General features: G+C 49.9%; 17 protein-coding genes. 16 read left to right on the plus strand and 1 reads right to left on the minus strand.

Annotated features, from left to right (window positions below):
- Nucleotides 1-98 precede the first annotated feature (98 nt).
- From rpsO to rny, 13 genes are all read left to right on the plus strand, one after another.
- A complete protein-coding gene (gene rpsO / locus J4760_RS01580) occupies nt 99-368 on the plus strand; it encodes a 30S ribosomal protein S15 (protein WP_145285429.1) in 270 nt (89 codons plus the stop codon).
- A gap of 106 nt (nt 369-474) precedes the next feature.
- The gene (gene pnp, locus J4760_RS01585; protein WP_237604559.1) at nt 475-2,589 is read left to right on the plus strand and encodes a polyribonucleotide nucleotidyltransferase; all 2,115 of its coding nucleotides are present in this window, start codon (nt 475-477) and stop codon (nt 2,587-2,589) included.
- Between the two features lie 2 nt (nt 2,590-2,591).
- On the plus strand, nt 2,592-2,849 hold the full coding sequence (locus tag J4760_RS01590) for a hypothetical protein (protein ID WP_145285435.1): 258 nt from the start codon (nt 2,592-2,594) through the stop codon (nt 2,847-2,849).
- An 18-nt stretch (nt 2,850-2,867) separates the two neighbouring features.
- On the plus strand, nt 2,868-4,541 hold the full coding sequence (locus J4760_RS01595) for a ribonuclease J (protein ID WP_145285438.1): 1,674 nt from the start codon (nt 2,868-2,870) through the stop codon (nt 4,539-4,541).
- A gap of 58 nt (nt 4,542-4,599) precedes the next feature.
- A complete protein-coding gene (locus J4760_RS01600; protein ID WP_145285440.1) occupies nt 4,600-7,014 on the plus strand; it encodes a DNA translocase FtsK in 2,415 nt (804 codons plus the stop codon).
- 10 nt (nt 7,015-7,024) lie between these two features.
- The gene (gene yfmF / locus J4760_RS01605; protein ID WP_237604560.1) at nt 7,025-8,290 is read left to right on the plus strand and encodes an EF-P 5-aminopentanol modification-associated protein YfmF; all 1,266 of its coding nucleotides are present in this window, start codon (nt 7,025-7,027) and stop codon (nt 8,288-8,290) included.
- Nucleotides 8,277-9,560, plus strand: a complete 1,284-nt coding sequence (gene yfmH, locus J4760_RS01610) for an EF-P 5-aminopentanol modification-associated protein YfmH (RefSeq protein WP_145285446.1) — start codon at nt 8,277-8,279, stop codon at nt 9,558-9,560. Before yfmF ends, yfmH begins: the two co-directional genes overlap by 14 nt.
- Nucleotides 9,553-10,242, plus strand: a complete 690-nt coding sequence (locus J4760_RS01615; RefSeq protein ID WP_237604561.1) for an SDR family NAD(P)-dependent oxidoreductase — start codon at nt 9,553-9,555, stop codon at nt 10,240-10,242. The genes yfmH and J4760_RS01615 overlap by 8 nt, the downstream gene beginning before the upstream one ends.
- A 23-nt stretch (nt 10,243-10,265) precedes the next feature.
- Nucleotides 10,266-11,069: a DUF3388 domain-containing protein gene (locus tag J4760_RS01620; protein ID WP_370637539.1), complete on the plus strand. Its 804-nt coding sequence runs from the start codon at nt 10,266-10,268 to the stop codon at nt 11,067-11,069.
- A 9-nt stretch (nt 11,070-11,078) separates the two neighbouring features.
- Nucleotides 11,079-11,903, plus strand: a complete 825-nt coding sequence (locus J4760_RS01625; RefSeq protein ID WP_237604563.1) for a helix-turn-helix domain-containing protein — start codon at nt 11,079-11,081, stop codon at nt 11,901-11,903.
- Nucleotide 11,904: 1 nt separating this feature from the next.
- The gene (gene pgsA, locus J4760_RS01630) at nt 11,905-12,492 is read left to right on the plus strand and encodes a CDP-diacylglycerol--glycerol-3-phosphate 3-phosphatidyltransferase (protein WP_145285459.1); all 588 of its coding nucleotides are present in this window, start codon (nt 11,905-11,907) and stop codon (nt 12,490-12,492) included.
- Between the two features lie 168 nt (nt 12,493-12,660).
- Nucleotides 12,661-13,716 carry a recombinase RecA gene (gene recA, locus J4760_RS01635; RefSeq protein ID WP_145285462.1) on the plus strand — a complete coding sequence of 352 codons (1,056 nt, stop codon included), beginning with the start codon at nt 12,661-12,663 and terminating at the stop codon, nt 13,714-13,716.
- Between the two features lie 163 nt (nt 13,717-13,879).
- On the plus strand, nt 13,880-15,433 hold the full coding sequence (gene rny, locus J4760_RS01640) for a ribonuclease Y (RefSeq protein WP_255695281.1): 1,554 nt from the start codon (nt 13,880-13,882) through the stop codon (nt 15,431-15,433).
- Between the two features lie 44 nt (nt 15,434-15,477).
- Here the strand turns inward: rny and J4760_RS01645 are convergent, their stop codons facing one another.
- Complete coding sequence (locus J4760_RS01645) at nt 15,478-15,690, minus strand: hypothetical protein (protein WP_145285467.1); 213 nt, start codon at nt 15,688-15,690, stop codon at nt 15,478-15,480.
- An 87-nt stretch (nt 15,691-15,777) separates the two neighbouring features.
- Here J4760_RS01645 and J4760_RS01650 point away from each other — a divergent pair, with 87 nt between their 5' ends.
- The 3 genes from J4760_RS01650 to J4760_RS01660 all read left to right on the plus strand — a co-directional run bounded on the left by J4760_RS01650 (nt 15,778) and on the right by J4760_RS01660 (nt 19,242).
- Complete coding sequence (locus J4760_RS01650) at nt 15,778-16,536, plus strand: TIGR00282 family metallophosphoesterase (protein WP_237604564.1); 759 nt, start codon at nt 15,778-15,780, stop codon at nt 16,534-16,536.
- Between the two features lie 100 nt (nt 16,537-16,636).
- Nucleotides 16,637-18,376 (plus strand): 2-oxoacid:acceptor oxidoreductase subunit alpha, encoded by a 1,740-nt coding sequence (locus J4760_RS01655; protein ID WP_237604565.1) that lies wholly within the window; start codon nt 16,637-16,639, stop codon nt 18,374-18,376.
- Complete coding sequence (locus J4760_RS01660) at nt 18,376-19,242, plus strand: 2-oxoacid:ferredoxin oxidoreductase subunit beta (RefSeq protein ID WP_145285475.1); 867 nt, start codon at nt 18,376-18,378, stop codon at nt 19,240-19,242. Before J4760_RS01655 ends, J4760_RS01660 begins: the two co-directional genes overlap by 1 nt.
- Nucleotides 19,243-19,303: the final 61 nt, after the last annotated feature.

Consider the following 19,303-nt stretch of genomic DNA (forward strand, 5'->3'; position numbering starts at 1 on the left):
ATTCAAGTATAATGAGCGAAGTGCCCTAGTCTTGGCAGAGCGAAACTCCGACATCTGCTCGGATAGTGGTGAACAATAATAACAAGGAGGCGTTTCTATTGGCAATTACACAAGAGCGCAAAAATGAACTGATTCAGGAATACCGTACACACGAATCCGACACTGGATCTCCGGAAGTACAGATCGCTGTACTGACAGCTGAGATTACAGCATTGAACGATCACCTGCGTACACACAAGAAGGACCACCATTCAAGAAGAGGACTTCTCAAAATGGTCGGACGCAGAAAAAACCTGCTCACTTACCTTCGTGAAAAAGACATTCAAAGATACCGCGAACTCATTCAGAGACTCGGTCTCCGCAGATAAGAAATGGTCTGGCATATCCTATGGATATGCCCTTTTTTTATGTATATTTTTTTGCAAAAGTGATATGATTGAAACAAGTAGCCTTACTAAGGAGAGTAGACAAATTATGACAGAATCAACGAAAAAAGTGTACGAAACAGAATGGGGCAGACATAAGCTCACTGTCGAATATGGTGAAATGGCGAAGCAGGCAAACGGTGCTGTTCTCATCCGCTATGGCGAGACGGTGGTACTCAGTACCGCAACAGCATCCAAAGAGCCGAAGGACCTGCCATTCTTCCCACTGACAGTAGCATACGAGGAGAAGCTGTATGCAGCAGGTAAAATTCCTGGCGGCTTCAACAAGCGTGAAGGCAGACCGAGTGAGGAAGCAACCCTTACAAGCCGTCTGATCGACCGCCCGATCCGCCCGCTATTCCCTGATGGCTACAGAAATGATGTACAGGTCATGTCCATTGTGCTGTCTGTCGATCCCGATGCATCGCCCCAGATGGCTGCCATGCTCGGATCATCCCTTGCGCTTGGCGTGAGTGATATCCCGTTTGATGGACCGATTGCAGGTGTAACTGTCGGACTGATCGACGGAGAATTCGTCATCAACCCATCGACGGACGAACTGGAACACTCCGAAATAGACCTTCAGGTGGCCGGCACGAAGGATGCCGTCAACATGGTCGAAGCGGGTGCGAAGGAAGTGTCAGAGGAAACGATGCTCAAAGCAATCATGTTCGGACATGAGAGCATCAAGGAAATGGTATCTTTCCAGGAATCCATCCTGAGCGGGCTGGATGTGGAAAAGCGTCCTTTCCAGCTGCCTGAGACGAATGATGAACTCACACACCAGATGGAAGAGAAAGCACTGTCCATGGGACTGTATGATGCCATCCAGGATCCGGACAAGCAGGCGCGCGAAACAGCTATCAATGATGCTAAAAAGCGTATTCTCGACACATTCGACGAGTCTCTGGAGAACTATGAGGAAATCCGTTCGGAAGCATCCGGCATCCTCGAAGGGCTTCTTAAGAATGAAGTCCGCCGACTGATCACTGAAGAGAAGGTCCGTCCGGATGGCCGTGAACCTTCAGAAATCAGGCCACTCGATTCACAGGCAGGTCTGCTGCCGAGAGCCCATGGTTCCGGACTATTCACACGTGGTCAGACACAGGCACTGTCGATCTGTACGCTCGGTGCGCTTGGCGAACATCAGATCATCGACGGTCTTGGTGTGGAAGAGAACAAACGCTTCATGCACCACTACAACTTCCCGAATTTCTCTGTAGGGGAAACAGGTCCGATCAGAGGACCGGGACGTCGTGAAATCGGACACGGGGCACTTGGTGAGCGTGCGCTGCTTCAGGTCATCCCTGATGAAGTCGCATTTCCATACACGATCCGTCTTGTTTCGGAAGTGCTCGAATCGAACGGCTCCAGCTCCCAGGCTTCCATCTGCGGATCCACATTGGCACTGATGGACGCAGGTGTACCGATCAAGGCGCCTGTTGCCGGCATTGCTATGGGGCTTGTCATGAAGGATGACCAGTATACGATCCTTTCCGACATACAGGGCATGGAGGATGCACTTGGTGATATGGACTTCAAGGTGGCCGGTACCGAAAATGGCATCACTGCCATCCAGATGGATATCAAGATCGAAGGTCTGAGTGAAGACATTCTGCGTGAAGCACTGGAGCAGGCAAGAAGCGGTCGTGCCCAGATTCTCGACAACATGCTGGCGACACTCAGCGAGCCACGTGCAGAAGTCAGCAAGTATGCCCCTAAAGTCGAAGTCATGCACATCAAACCGGACCAGATCAGAGACGTCATTGGACCCGGCGGCAAGAAGATCAATGAAATCATCGATGAGACAGGTGTCAAACTGGATATCGAACAGGATGGTACGGTATTCATCGGCCATACCGATGCCGACATGATTGCACGTGCAAAACAGATCATCAAAGATCTGACACGTGTCGCCGAAGTTGGAGAGGTCTATATGGGAGAAGTGAGGCGCATCGAGAAGTTCGGTGCATTCGTCCAGCTCTTCCCGGGCAAGGACGCACTCGTCCATATTTCACAGCTCGATACTTCAAGAGTTGCCAAAGTCGAGGACGTTACGGAAGTCGGGGACAAGTTCCTTGTCAAAGTAACAAACATCGACAACCAGGGCAGAGTCAATGCCTCCCGCAAAGTACTGCTCGAGGAAGAAAAAGGAGAGAAGTAGCGATGATTTTTGATAAAGTTGAACTTGATGAAGTGACTTATGATGTCACGGGTCAACTGAGGATCAAAGATGACGATGAAGTAAAGATCATTTTTGAAGATCTGATGTTTGGTAATGCACTCAAGGATCTGAATGCCAAGGAAAAGACAATCGATCATCTTGCGCTGAAGAACAGCGAAGAGACAAGATACGATACAAAGAAAGTCAAAGTATCCCACCTCACAATAGATGGGAAGTTCTACCACGCCACTTTCAAGTAGGCTTTAGGAGGAAATAATTTGAACGAAGCAAAAAAGAATGAAGCGAAAGTCAAAATCATACCGCTCGGTGGCGTCGGCGAGATTGCTAAGAACATGTACGTCGTTGAAGTGGAAGACGAGATGTTCATCCTCGACGCGGGACTCATGTTCCCGGAAGATGAAATGCTCGGCGTTGACATTGTCATTCCGGATATCACCTATATCCAGGAGAACAAGCAGAAGCTGAAGGGCATCTTCCTTTCCCACGGCCATGAGGATGCAATCGGTGCAGTGCCATACATCATCGATTCCCTGAACGTGCCGGTCTACGGCTCAAAACTCACGCTTGCACTCGTCAAAGACCGCCTCAAGGCGAAGGGCGTCAACAAGAAAGTGAAGTTCTATACAATCAACAGCCAGTCGCGCATGAAGTTCAAGAATGCTGAGATGGTGTTCTTTGAAACAAGCCACAGCATTCCGGATTCCTATGGCGTGAGCCTTGAGACAAAGTATGGCTCCATCGTCTACACAGGGGAATTCAAGTTCGACCAGAGCCTGAAGAACGGCTATGGCTACAACATGGCGAAAATGTACGATATAGCCAAAAAGGATGTTCTGGCGCTCATCAGTGACTCCACCGAGGCGGAAAGAAGGGGCTATAACACCCCTGAGAACATGATCGAGGAGCATATTCTGGACGGTTTTGCCAGAGCACGCGGACGCATTATCGTATCGTGCTATGCCTCGAACTTCGTGCGCATCCAGCAGGTGCTGACGAACGCAGCGAAGACACGCAGGAAGGTTTCATTCCTCGGCCGCACTCTGGAGAGCTCCTTCAAAGTAGCCCGCAACATGGGATACTTCGATATTCCGGAAGGTCTGCTTGTGCCAAGCCATGAAATCGGCGACTATCCCGACAATGAAGTGGTCATCATAGCGACAGGCTCACAGGGTGAACCGATCGAAGCACTTGGCAGAATGTCACGCGGCCAGCATGAAGTGACGAACATCAAGGAAGGCGATATCGTCTATATACTGACGACACCTTCTTCGAATATGGAAGTCATCCTCTACAGCACCATGAATGAACTGGTCAAAGCAGGTGCCGAGGTGGCAACACCGGAGCGCAGCATCCATGCATCGGGCCATGGCATGAGCGAGGAACTCAAAACCATGCTCAATGTAATGAAACCGAAGAATTTCATCCCGGTACAGGGAGAATTCAAAATGCAGATTGCACACGCCAAGCTTGCTGCTGAAACGGGTGTGGAACCTGAAAATATCTTCCTTCTGGAAAAAGGCGACGTTGTCACCTATGATGGAGAGAAGATGATCAGTGCCGATAAGGTCACTGCAGGAAATGTGCTGATTGACGGCAGCGGTGTTGGTGACGTCGGCAATATCGTCCTCAGGGACCGCAGACTGCTCAGTGAGGATGGCATCTTCATCGCCGTCATCACCATCGATCCGAAAAAACGCAGGATCATGGCCGGTCCGGAAATCCAGTCGCGGGGCTTCGTCTATGTGAAGGAGAGCGAAGACCTTCTGAAGGAAGCAGAGGAACGTGTGCATAAGATCGTACTTGATTCGATGGACGAGAAGAAACTGGAATGGAGTACGCTTAAACAGAGTATTAGAGATGATCTCGGCAAGTATCTGTATGATAATACAAAACGTCGCCCGATGATCATTCCGATCATATCCGAAATATAAAACAGGAATGAGACTGCCAGTTCTGGCAGTCTCATTGTAAATAGGAGGGACGCAGACGATGGCAAAGAAAACCGGGAAGTCGAGGCAGACAAGGAAGAAGAAAAAGAAGGATAATAGAACCTATTATTCGATTTCCGCCTTTATTCTCATCGTCATTTTGTTCATCACCATTTTTCAGCTCGGTGTCATAGGTACATACACCGATGCATTTTTTGCCTACCTCTTCGGTACAAGCAGGTATTTTACATATCTTATGCTTTTTCTCACAAGCATATATCTGGCAGCTGAGCAGAAAATACCACTTACCCGCAGAATGGGCGGATATATGCTGATGCAGTTCGGACTGCTGTTCTTGTTCCATACACTGCTTTATATTGTAGACAGAGCAAGAATAGAAGATTTCTACACTTTTCAGCAGACTGTTGAAACGATACAGACCGTCGGAATCATGGCCTTCTTCGGTGGCGGCATCATCGGCCAGGTGCTGTTTTCATTTTCATCCACAGGCATCTCCATGGTGGGAACGCTGCTGCTCGGATTGATCTTCCTTTATATCAGCTATCTGCTGATCACTTCGAAAGACATCGAGCAGTCCATATCCCATGATATGGTGAAGACATCAAAAGTGCTGAAAGGAATCGCCAATGCGGTCATCAGAGGTCTCGGGGCGCTTTACGAGCAGCTGGCCAGGCTTTTTTCAAGACTGGTTGAAAAGGCATCGGACAGAAAGAAAGCAGATGACAGGATCAAGACCCCTGCTGCAAAGAAACAGCCTGCAAAAACCATGATTGCAGCTGAAAAAGGGGCGGCGCCGAAGCAGCCCGCCGAGTTTGAAGCAGATGAGTCCATCATCGAGACGATGCATGAATACGATCGGACGGAAGCTGCAACGCAGCAGGAAACGACTGCACAGAAAGCATCAGACTCCGGTACAACAGCTGAAATCGAGAAGGAAAGCACTGAGGCGACAGAAATAGAGTATGAAAATGAAGACTACCCCGATGATTATGAGGCAGCGGATGAGAGCAGTGATGGGGAACCGGCGACATTCGATGAGGAAGAGATCAAGCAGCTGAAGCAGTATGAGCTGCCGTCCATCACCATGCTGAAGGATGCAGAAGTGTCCGAGACGGTCAGCAATAAGGAAGTGCTGAAGCAGGGCAAGATTCTTGAAGAGACGCTCAAGAACTTCGGGGTCAATGCCAAAGTTTCGAAAATCCGTATCGGCCCGGCCGTCACCCAGTTTGAAATCCAGCCGGATATCGGTGTAAAGGTCAGCAAGATCATCAATCTCCAGAACGATATCGCACTCAGTCTGGCAGCCAAGGATATCCGTATAGAAGCACCGATTCCAGGAAAATCCGCAGTCGGCATCGAGGTGCCGAACTCCGTCATCAGCATGGTGACGCTGCGCGAGGTGCTCAAACGGAGAACAAGTGACAATCCGCTTGAAGTGGCGCTCGGCAAGGATATATCGGGCAGTCCGATATCAGCGGAGCTCAACAAGATGCCGCACCTCCTTGTTGCGGGCTCCACAGGCAGCGGTAAATCTGTCTGCATCAACGGCATCATCATCAGCCTGCTGATGAATGCAAAGCCGCACGAAGTCAAATTGATGATGATCGACCCGAAAATGGTCGAACTGAATGTCTATAATGGCATTCCGCATCTGCTCAGTCCTGTGGTAACCAACCCTCAGAAGGCGAGCGATGCCCTGAATAGGATCGTCAGCGAGATGGAGCGGAGATATGACTTGTTCTCCCACTCCAATACACGTAACATTGAAGCATACAACCAGTATCTGGAACGTGAAAGCGAAACACCTGAAAAGGTTCAGAAACTGCCATATATTGTTGTCATCATCGATGAACTTGCCGATCTGATGATGGTTGCTTCGAAGGACGTTGAAGCCTCCATCACCAGAATCGCGCAGATGGCACGTGCCGCCGGCATCCATCTGATCATCGCGACCCAGAGGCCATCAGTCGACGTCATCACAGGTATCATCAAAGCGAACATACCATCAAGAATCGCCTTCAGCGTCAGCTCCCAGACGGACTCGAGGACCATCATCGATTCACAGGGGGCAGAGAAGCTGCTCGGCCGGGGCGACATGCTCTTCCTGCCATCCGGCAAGTCCAAGCCGATCCGTGTGCAGGGGGCATTCCTCTCCGACAATGAAGTCAGCGATGTCGTCCATTATATTACAAGCCAGATGAAGGCCAATTACGAAAAATCGATCATGAACAAACCGGTTCAGAAAGAGCAGCAGGAATCCGAGGATGCGCTCTACCCGGATGCCAAATGGTTTGTCATCGAAGAGCAGCGTGCAAGTGCATCCCTTCTGCAGCGCCAGTTCAGGGTAGGCTACAACCGGGCAGCCCGGCTGATCGATGATCTTGAAGCAAATGGGGTCATTGGACCGAGCAGCGGCAGCAAGCCGAGAAATGTACTTGTACAGAATGAAGAATAAGGAGTAATACATGTATACAGCAGACCGTACAGAAGTGAACAATATTCCGGCAGTCATCATCGAAACGAACAAGTTCAAGACCATAACGATCCAGCTCCAGTTCAGAAGCAGGCTCGAAAGAAGCCGTGTGACGACAAGAAACATACTGTCCAGAATGATGATCAAAAGAACCCTCCAGTTCAGAAGGGAGGCGGATCTACTGAAGCACCTCGCCCATTACTATGGTGCACATCTGACATCGAATGTCGGCCGTAAAGGGGAGGATCATATCGTCACCCTGAGCATGGAGTTCGTCAATGACAGGTTCATCAAGGAGAATCTTGATGTGGCAGGGGAGATGTGCCGCCTGCTGCGGGATGTACTTGAAACGCCATCCCATTACGACGATTCATATGAGGAGTTCTTCAAAAAAGAGAAGCGGCTCTATAAGAACCGCCTCAAGAGCATGAAGGATAACCGGGCACAGTCGAGCTTCCAGTCGATGATCGACGTCATGTTTGAGGATGAGGACTATAAATACCTGTCCCACGGCGTCCTCGGAGACATCGACTCAATCACTCTGGAGGATATAAGAGCAGAGCACGAACAGATGATGTCGGGCGATGACATGGCCATACTGGTTGCCGGTGCAGTGGATGAAGACATCAAACAGGATCTCTCCACAATCTGTTCACGTGAAGCACCGGTCGTGATCGAACACAGGCCATACCCATACCGTCCAGTGGAGAAGGTCAAGAATGCGAAGGATACTCAGCAGATCGAACAGGCAAAGCTGAACATGGGCTTCAGAGTGGACGTCAGAAACCTGCAGGAGCAGATGGCATTCAATGTCATGAACCAGATGTATGGCGGTTCCGCCTCCTCCCTGCTGTTTCGGAACATACGCGAAAAACTGAGCCTGGCCTACCAGATCCATTCCCAGGTCGACGTCAGGAACGGCTATCTGTTCGTCATGGGCGGTATCGACCCCGCCAACGTAGAGACAGCGGAATCTGCGATACTTGCGGAGCTTGACGCCATAAAGAATGGTGCATTCGAAGCAGAGTTTGTCGAAGAGGTAAAGAGAATGATGAGAGTAAACAGGCAGGAGATCATGGACAAGCCGAAAGGCCTGATCACCATGGAATACAACCGGCTGATCCAGGGTGTACAGGATCGTTCATGGGAAGAGCGGCTCCAGGCAGTGGACAGCGACATGATCAGAGAGATCTCAAGCCGTGTAGTCCTCGATACTGTATATGTACTGACAAGGAGTGACGAAGATGAAAAGAATTGACTATCCTGAAATTGATGAAAGTGTATACCAGCACAAGTGTGCCAATGGCCTCGACGTGTTCATCGTCCAGAAGCCCGAGTACAGCAAGAAGTTCGTCACCTATACGACGAAGTACGGCTCGATGGATGACCATTTCAACGTGGATGGGGAGTCCTTCAGAGTGCCTGAAGGCATCGCGCACTTTCTTGAGCACAAGATGTTCGAAAAGGAGGATGGGGACGTCTTCAACCTCTTCTCCAAATATGGCGCCAGCGCCAATGCATTCACTTCATATGATCGGACGTCCTACCTTTTCAGTACTACAGAGTCCTTCGATAAGAATCTGAAGCTGCTCATGGATATGGTCGAAAAACCGTACTTCACAGAAGAGACGGTCGAGCGGGAAGTCGGCATCATCGGTGAGGAAATAAAGATGTACCAGGATAACCCGGGGTACAAGCTCTATTTTGAAACATTGAACCAGATGTACCATAACCTGCCGGTGAAGGATGACATTGCCGGTACCGAGGCGTCGATCGGTGAAATAACAAGCGACCATCTGTTCCTGTGCCACAGGACATTCTACCATCCATCCAATATGGTGCTCATCCTTGTCGGCGAATTCGATGTGGATGCTGTCATGGCCGCCATCGATCAGCACCAGTCGGAACGGGGCGTCATGGATGCGCCCAGGATCGAAAGAGTGCTGCCGGAAGAACCACGGGAAATCGTCAAGCCGCACAGTGTGCTTGAGATGGATGTCGAGGAGACGCGCATCATGCTCGGTTTCAAGCATCATCAGGATAAGAGGGATGCCATGGAACGTCTGAAAAGGGACCTGTCGATGATGTTCGCACTGGATATGGTATTCGGCGAGCAGTCGAAGTACTATTATGAACTGATGGAGAAAGGGCTGATCGATGATTCTTTCAATTTCAGCCATATCGAAGAAGTTTCCTTCTCCCATCTGCTGTTTGCATCCAATACGGAAGCGCCGGAACGGTTTACAGAGGAGATTACGTCTATAATAGAGACAGTCAAGGACAGTAATTTCTTCACAGACGAAAAACTGAAAGTCCAGAAAAGGGAGATCATCGGCGACTATCTCTCCAGTCTCAATTCACCGGAGTATATCGCCAACCAGTATACAAAGTACTATCTGGACGGCTATGATCTCTATCAGCTGCCTGAAGTCATAGACAGCATTACAATCAATGATGTAAAGCAGCACTTTGCTGATGTACTGGATACCCGGTACATGGTGGAGTGCGTACTGAAACCGCATGACTAGGCACATCATCGTCGGTAGTACCGGCGATATCGGCAGTGCCATTCATGCAGGCCTCGAAGGTAATGCCGAAATCTGGTCTTTTTCCCGGTCGCAGACGCCGGACTACGACAGCATCCATCATTTTCTTGATCTGTCCGAGCCGTTGGATGCATCGGCAGTGGAAAACATATTCAAGGATATCGACCATGTGGACAGCCTGATCTGGTGCCCCGGGGAAACACTTTTCGAGATGCTTGAGGACACGCCACTCGAAAAAGTGGATGCACAGTACAATATTTCCCTCCGCTCACTGATCACGTTCATCAAAGTACTCCTTCCGAAGCTCAGGAAAAGTGGATGCGGACGGATCATCATCATCACTTCGATCTGGGGGCGTCACGGAGCGAGCTTCGAGAGTGTCTACGCTGCCATGAAAGGCGCCCAGGAGGCGCTCATCAAATCGCTTGCCAAAGAGCTTGCGGGTACCACCATTACAGTGAATGGCATTGCTCCAGGTGTTGTTGAAGGAAAAATGACCAGTGAGCTGTCCCAGGAGGACCAGGCGTTTCTGATCCAGGAACTGCCGCAGTCGCGCTTTGTCGCACGGGAGGAAGTGATGCATGCTGTCGCTTATCTGCTGAGTCCAGGCGCCCGCTCTGTTACAGGTGAGATTATGAATATCAATGGGGGATGGTATACATGAGTGATACTGGAAAAGGGAAGCCGATGTATCCCGAGAGAAACATTGAACAGTATATGGAATATGAAATTCTGAACAACCGGCCCGGCCTGCTCGGCGACATCTCCTCACTGCTCGGCAACCTCGGCATCAGCATCGATACGATCAACGGGGTGGAGAACAGAAGGCGCGGACTGCTGGTCCGCACGGATGAACTCAACAAATTGAAACGCTTCGAATATATGAGTGCCTATATCGATGACATCCAGATACTCAAAATAAGAAAGCCGCAAGTGCGCGATCGTCTTGCTGTCAGGCACGGACGTTTCATCAAAAGAGATGAAGAAGACAAGAAGGTTTTCCGGTTCACCCGGGAGGAAATCGGTATCCTGGTGGATTTTCTGGCTGAAATATTCAAGGAGAAGGGCCATAAGCTCATCGGTGTCCGCGGCATGCCGCGCGTCGGCAAGACGGAGTCCATCGTCGCCGGCAGTGTGACAGCCAAAAAGAAATGGCTCTTCCTCTCCTCGACACTGATCAAGCAGACGGAACGTACAAGCCTGCTCAAAGGCGAGTACGATGAGAATAATGTGTTCATCATCGATGGGGCGGTGACCATGAAATCCACCGAGGAGGCGCATAAGCAGCTGATCAGGGAGATCATGAGCTATCCTGCCGTCAAGGTGATCGAACACCCGGATCTCTTTATTGAAGGCATGCAGTACAAACTCGAAGATTTCGACTATATCATTGAACTGAGAGAAGATGAGAACCAGGAAATCACCTATGAGAAGCATAAGAAGCAGCACTGGTTCGAAGATGAAGATACGAACTTCTTTGGTGGAATGTAGGGAGGACCCATGAAACTCGGTGCTTATTTGAAAAATAAAAGAGAACAGTCAGGAATCACCCTGAAGGAGATGCAGGAGAAGTCCGGCATCAGGAAAGAAATCATCAGACTGATTGAAAGCGATGACCTCGGCGCATTGCCGGAACCGGCTCATGCACCTTTCCTGCTGCAGCAGTATACAAGAGCGGTCGGGCTCGATTCCAACGCCATCATGGAAAGGTATGCGGATGCACTTCCTGATGACAACTTAAATGAAAGAAAGCGGCATCAGTCGCAGAATGAGGACTATCAGTATTTCAAAAAGGTGCTGATCAGTTTCCTCGTCCTGGTCGGTGTCCTTTTCGTCGGCTGGATGGTACTGCTCCAGGTCGGTGCACAGACGGACCTGTTCGAGAAGAAGCCGATCTATAGTGTGAAGGAGGACCTCATCGTACAGCCGGATGAAAGCGAAACGGCATCTTCGGAACCGGCAGAGCAGACAGTGGAGGCGCCGACCGAGGAACCGACAGAAGCGCCTGCGACCGACTATTCCTATAGTGGTTCCGAAGGCAGTACGTTCTATTATGATCTTCATGTCGTGGAACCGCTGGTCATTTCACTTGCAGGCGAGGACACATCCTGGGTGACGCTGACAGATGATGCAGGCAATACGTATGCCTATGAAAATCTGACTGAAGGGGAGTTTGAAATCTCTCCGGAGGCCTCGATCGTCTATCTGACACTCGGTGATTCGACCGGCTTCAATGTCCGCATTGACGGCGAACCTCTTGAAAACCCTGAAGCCGGAAGCGCTGTCACCGTCTATTATGAATTCAATCTGGTAAAGGAGGAATGACATGAATATACCCAATCAGCTGACTGTGTTCAGAGTACTTCTGATCCCGGTCTTTCTAATATTTGCACTTGTGGATTTCGGCTGGGGTTCCTTGAGTGTGCTCGGCGGAAATGAAATTATCGTCAGCCAGATGATCGGTGCCATCATCTTCATCGTGGCTGCCCTAACAGACTTTCTGGACGGATACCTGGCCCGGAAGTGGAACCTCATCACCAACATGGGCAAGTTTCTCGATCCTCTGGCCGACAAGCTGCTGGTGACGACCGGCCTGATCGTTCTGGTCGAGCTGCAGGTCATCTCCTCATGGATTGCGGTCGTCATCATTGCCCGGGAGTTCGCAGTCACCGGTTTGAGATTACTCCAGATCGAACAAGGGTATGTGAGTGCTGCAGGGCAGCTCGGCAAAATAAAGACCGTGTTCCAGATGATTGCACTGGTACTCCTTCTGTTCGGTGATATGTTTACACAGTATCTGCCATTTTCTCCTGGAATCGTAACGATGTACATTGCTGTATTCTTCACGATACTGTCCGGCATCGAATATTTCCATAAAGGCCGGGCAGTGTTCCAGGGTGATGGCTCGAAATGATTTCTGCGCGTGTTTCGGACAGTTGTGCCATAACTGCGAGCCTGATCTGCAGTTGATTGATAACCGTTTGGGCAATTTGCGAAATGGGGATAAAAAGCGAACATATATTCGCTTTTTATCGTCCGGTATGGTATAATATATTACGAAGTGAATTAATGGAGGGTAATTATGGACGAGAGACAAAAAGCGATAGATACAGTGATAAAGAACATGGAAAAGTCATTTGGCAAAGGCGCCGTAATGAAACTTGGAGATGATGCTGGACGCAAAGTTTCTACAGTTTCCACCGGATCCATCACGCTGGATAAGGCACTTGGTGTCGGCGGGTATCCTAAAGGCAGAATCATCGAAATTTATGGTCCAGAGTCTTCCGGTAAGACGACCGTAGCGCTTCACGCAATAGCAGAAGCACAGAAGAATGGCGGAATTGCAGCGTTCATCGATGCAGAGCACGCGCTTGACCCCGACTATGCACAGAATCTCGGTGTGGATATAGAGAACCTCTACCTGTCCCAGCCCGATACAGGGGAACAGGCATTGGAAATTACAGAAGCATTCGTCAGAAGTGGCGCTGTTGATATTGTTGTCGTCGATTCCGTCGCAGCATTGACACCGAAAGCGGAAATCGAAGGTGAAATGGGGGATGCCCACGTCGGCCTCCAGGCACGACTCATGTCCCAGGCGCTGAGAAAGCTTTCCGGTGCAATTTCCAAGAGTAATACGACAGCGATCTTCATCAACCAGATTCGTGAGAAGGTCGGCGTCATGTTCGGTAACCCGGAAACAACATCCGGTGGCCGTGCCCTGAAGTTCTACAGCTCCGTCCGTCTTGAAGTCAGACGTGCTGAACAGCTCAAGCTCGGTACGGACATCGTCGGTAACCGCACGAAGATCAAAGTGGTCAAGAACAAGGTTGCCCCGCCATTCCGTGTGGCAGAAGTCGATATCATGTACGGTAAAGGCATCTCGAAGACGGGTGAGATGATCGACCTCGGTGTTGAGAACGATATCGTTGAAAAGAGCGGTGCATGGTACTCCTATGAAGGCGAGCGCCTCGGCCAGGGCAAGGAGAATGCCAAGGAGACGCTTACCAACAACCCGGCACTTCTTGAGGAGATAGAAGGGAAGCTGCGTAACGCACTCGGATTCGGCAAGGAGAAGAACGTGGATGTGCCTGAAGAGGAAACAGCTTCAGACAAGCTGTTTGACGAGGATGAACTATAAACGAATAAGTGTATGACCAGATGGCACCAGAATGCAAATAAGACGTTCTGGTGCTTGCGTTTTCCTGTGTTTATCTTTAGAATTGTATATATATAATATTGGTTATGCATGATATTATATACAACAATAGCTAGAGCCTGTTGGGGAGGTGTTTATTGTGGACATGATAGACATTTTCTTAATCTTGCTTGGCATTTTTCTAGGTGTTGTAATCGGATATTTTATCGTCAGAAACACTATGACTAAACGGCAGCAAGAGGCACGGACTTCTGCTGAGCACATCATCAATGAAGCGCAGAAGCAGGCGGACAGCCTCAAGAAAGAAAAGCTGCTCGAGGCAAAAGAGGAAAATCAGACTCTCAGGGAGACGTTCGAACGCGAATCCGGTGAGAAGAGAGATGAACTCAAGGCACAGGAATCCAGATTGCTGAACCGTGAACAAGTTCTTGACAGGAAGAGTGAAGTTCTGGACAAGAAGGATGAGGCGCTGGAGCACAAAGAAGCCAAAATTGAAGAAAAACAGCAAATGGTTGATGCCGAGGATCATAAGATTAAAGAAATTATCAGTCGGCAAGAAGAAGAACTCACTCGCATCTCCGGACTTACGCGCGAAGAGGCGCGTAATGAAATCTTCGCAGAAGTGGAGCGGGAACTGTCACATGATATGGCTGTAATGGTCAAAGAGAAAGAGAACCAGATGAAGCTCGAAGTGGATAAGAAAGCGAAGGAATTGCTCGCCGTGACTGCCCAGCGTTATGCAGCAGAATATACAAGTGAATCGACAGTTTCAGTCGTTACATTACCGAACGACGAAATGAAGGGACGCATCATCGGCCGTGAAGGCCGTAATATCCGTACATTGGAAACATTGACGGGGATCGACCTCATCATCGATGATACACCTGAAGCGGTCATCCTTTCCGGTTTTGATCCCATTCGTCGGGCAATTGCCAAAAATGCACTTGAAGACCTTGTGCAGGACGGCAGAATCCATCCAGGACGTATTGAAGAAATGGTGGATAAGGCCAAGCGCAATATGGAGACGAATATTCGCGACGCAGGGGAGGCAGCTGCCTTTGAACTTGATATCCACAATCTGCACCCTGAACTCATCAAGCACCTCGGTAAGATGAAATACCGACTCAGCTACGGCCAGAACGTGCTCAAGCACTCTGTCGAAGTCGGGTATCTTGCCGGCATGCTTGCCAGTGAGCTTGGTGAAGATGTGCAGCTGGCAAGAAGAGCAGGACTCCTTCACGACATCGGCAAGGCCATCGACCACGAAGTGGATGGCAGCCACGTCGAGATCGGAGTGGAACTTGCCAAACGCTACAAGGAGCATGGTACGGTCATCAACGCCATCCATTCCCACCATGGCGATGTCGAGCCGACAAGCATCATTTCGATTCTTGTTGCTGCAGCCGATGCGCTGAGCGCAGCAAGACCGGGTGCAAGAAGAGAGACGCTTGAGAATTATGTGAAGCGTCTTGAAAGACTCGAAGCCATCGCTGAAGGATACAGTGGCGTAGAGAAGACATTCGCCATCCAGGCAGGACGCGAAATACGCGTCATGGTCAAGCCGGATGAATTGGATGATCTGAAAGCGCACCGTCTCGCAAGGGATATCAAGAAGCAGGTCGAAGAAGAGCTGCAGTATCCTGGACATATCAAAGTGACAGTCGTCCGAGAAATGCGAGCAGTAGAATATGCCAAATAGAAAACCAGCAGGATATCCTGCTGGTTTTCTTATTTTGGCTGATATTACATGTTGATGTCGATATCCCTGATGCTGTTGAAAGCTTCGCTTGTTTCCTGGGTGGTGTTGGAAAATCTTGCGTACTTCTCAGCAAGCTTGTAGGCGCTCAAGTAGAGCTCGAGGCTGTCTTTCGCCTTATCCTCAACGCTTTCGCTGTTTGAAGGATTCGCCATGAGGGCCAGTTTTGCAAATTCTTTCGGATCGATGGATAATGTCAAATTATTCACTCCTAAGTATTTTATAAAATATAACTTCCCTAAAACATGTATAATAAACATCAAAATGAATTTAAAGGATGAAATCGAATGCGCATTCTATTTATTGGAGATATCGTAGGAAAAGTAGGCAGAAGAATGCTGTCGGAGCATCTTCTCGGACTGAAGCGGGAGCACGGTGCACAGGTGGCCATTGTGAATGGTGAGAATGCCGCCCACGGCAAGGGCATCACCGAAAAGATCTATAAGGAGATTCTGACGAGTGGAGCGGACTTCATTACACTTGGAAATCATGCATTTGCCAAGCGGGATGTCTATGAATTCATGGAACAGGATATCCGCATGGTCCGCCCAGCCAACTTTCCAATAGGGGCGCCCGGCAAAGGACATGGCATCATCAATGTCAATGGTGTGAAGCTGCTCATCATGAATCTGCAGGGGCGGAGCTTCATGGATGCCATCGACTGCCCGTTCAGAAAGGCGGACGCGATACTTGAAAGCGTCGAAGCGGATGAGATTTTCGTCGACTTCCATAGCGAGACGACGAGTGAAAGTCTTGCCATGGGCCATTATCTGGATGGCAGGGTGGATGCGGTCGTCGGCACGCACACGCACGTCCAGACGAATGACGAACAGGTGCTGCCAGGAGGCACTAAATATATTACCGACGTCGGCATGACAGGATACAAGGATGGCATACTCGGCATCCGCAAGGAGGAAGTCATCGAACGGTTCATCCATCAGCTGCCGGTCCGCCATAACGTACCTGAGGAAGGTGCCGGCATTCTTTCCGGTGTCATCATCGATACTGGTACCAGTAAAATAGCCAAAATCCGCATCGAGGAATAGCGGTCATCCGATAGGCTGATTTTCATTTTGGACACGTCCGGATGATCGAAATATGGCTCTGATTTTGGTATATTAGCATAAGGACAAGGAGGCAATGTGTATGAATGGACAATTGTCATGGAAAGTCGGTGGCCAGCAGGGTGAGGGCATTGAATCGACTGGAGAAATATTTTCAACCACACTGAATAGAATGGGCTACCACCTATACAGCTACAGGCACTTTTCAAGCCGTATCAAAGGTGGCCATACGAATAATAACGTCAGAATTTCCACAAAAGAAGTACGGGCGGTCAGCGACAACATCAATATTCTTGTTGCGTTCGACCAGCAGACCATAGATCTGAACAGCCATGAGCTTGTTCAGAACGGCATTATTCTTGCCGACAGCAAATTCAGTCCGAAAAAAGATGAAGGCCTGGATGTACAGCTTGTATCCATTCCATTTACTGAAACTGCCAAAGCACTCGGCAGCCAGCTGATGAAGAACATGGTTGCAATCGGTGCCAGCGCAAGGCTGATGAACCTTGAACTGCAGCCTTTCAAAGATATGATCTACACGATGTTCATCAGAAAAGGGCAGGAGATCGTCGATGCCAACCATGAAGCGCTGATCCAGGGCTACCAGCTGATGGATGATGAGATGGGGCATATCAAGGGCGACTTCGAAATGCTGCCATCGGACAGTGAAGCACGCCTGTTTCTGATCGGCAACGATGCCATCAGTTTCGGTGCGCTGAATGCAGGCGTCAGATTCATGGCGGCATATCCGATCACGCCGGCAAGTGAAATTATGGAATACATGATCACCAACCTGCCGAAAGTGGGCGGTACCGTCATCCAGACGGAGGACGAGATCGCAGCAGTGACCATGGCGATCGGATCCAACTATGCAGGTGCAAGAAGCTTCACCTCATCTGCCGGACCGGGCCTGTCACTCATGATGGAGTCGATTGGTCTTTCAGGCATGACGGAAACACCACTCGTCATCGTCGATACGATGCGCGGCGGCCCATCGACAGGTCTGCCGACAAAGCAGGAGCAGTCGGACCTCATGCAGATGATCTACGGTACACATGGAGATATTCCTAAAATCGTACTTGCACCTTCCGATGTTGAAGATGCATTCTATACGACAATAGAGGCATTCAACCTGGCCGAGTACTATCAGGTGCCGGTCATCCTGCTATCCGATCTGCAGATGTCACTCGGCAAGCAGTCATCTGCGCCGTTCGACGTTTCCCGGGTGGAAATCAACCGTGGCAAGACGATCACTGAAGATATTGAAGATCAGGCGGACGAGTACTTCGAACGCTATGGTGACGAGGCGGACGGTATTTCGCATCGTCCGATTCCGGGCATCAAAGGCGGCATCCACCATGTGACGGGCGTCGAGCACAGCCCGACCGGCACACCGAATGAGGGTCCTGAGAACCGCCAGGTGCAGATGGACAAGCGGATGCGCAAGCTGAAGGATTTCACGATGGAGGAGCCGTTCAAAGTCCAGGGCAGCGTGGACAGCGATCTCCTGGTACTCAGTTTCCTGAGTGTCAACGGTGTCGCCAGAGAAGCAGCCGAGCGGATCGATGCGGACGTGACGACAGTCAACCTCAAGCAGATCCATCCGTTCCCGATCGATGCGTTGAGACCCTACCTCGATGGCGCCAAGGAGATACTCGTCATAGAGCAGAACTACAGTGCACAGCTTCAGAGCGTCCTGAAGATGAATTATCCTGGACATGAAAGAATCCGTTCCTACGTCAAATATGATGGTACGCCTTTCAGACCCGAAGAAATTGAAACGCATATCAATTCGATTCTTAAAATAAAGGAAGTTATGTAATGGCGACATTCAAAGACTTTAGAAATAATATCAAACCGAACTGGTGCCCAGGCTGCGGTGACTTCAGTGTCCAGGCGGCCATACAGAAAGCGTGCGCGGCCAACGGACTTGAACCGGATGAACTTGCTGTCATCACGGGGATCGGCTGCAGCGGACGCTTGAGCGGCTATATCAAGTCATACGGTTTCCACTCCACACATGGGCGCAGCCTCCCGGTGGCACAAGGTGTCAAGATGGCGAATGATGATCTTACAGTCATCGCCTCCGGTGGTGATGGTGATGGCTTCGCCATCGGCATGGGGCATACAGTCCACGCACTGAAAAGAAACATCGATATCACCTATATCGTCATGGACAACCAGGTGTACGGCCTGACCAAAGGACAGACTTCTCCGTCCTCCGGCAAAGGGTTCGTTACAAAAACAACTCCGGACGGCTCCAAGGAGAACCCGATACAGCCGATCAGAACGGCATTGGCAAGCGGTGCAACCTTCGTTGCCCAGAGTGTCAGTTCCGACATCAAACAGCTGACGGCAATCATCCAGCAGGCGATGGATCACAAGGGTTTCAGCTTCATCAACGTGTTCAGTCCATGTGTGACATACAACAAGGTCAACACTTATGACTGGTTCAAGGAGAACCTGATTGCTGTCGAGGATATCGAGGACTTCGACCATACAGATGCAAAGAACGCGATGCAGAACGTCATGGAGTACGACGGTCTTCTGAAGGGCATCATCTACCACGACCAGGAAGCAAAATCCTACCAGGAGAACATCGATGGATACCTTGACCAGCCGCTCATCAAGAAGAAGATGACGCTGGAAAACGAAACATTCGATGAACTGATGGCGGAATTCCGCTAGGTCATATGCCTGAAGCTTCGAGCTTCAGGTTTTTTATTTTACCTATTAAAATAGTTTGAAT

Source organism: Salinicoccus sp. ID82-1, assembly GCF_021991715.1.
In the GTDB taxonomy this organism is placed as follows: domain Bacteria; phylum Bacillota; class Bacilli; order Staphylococcales; family Salinicoccaceae; genus Salinicoccus; species Salinicoccus cyprini.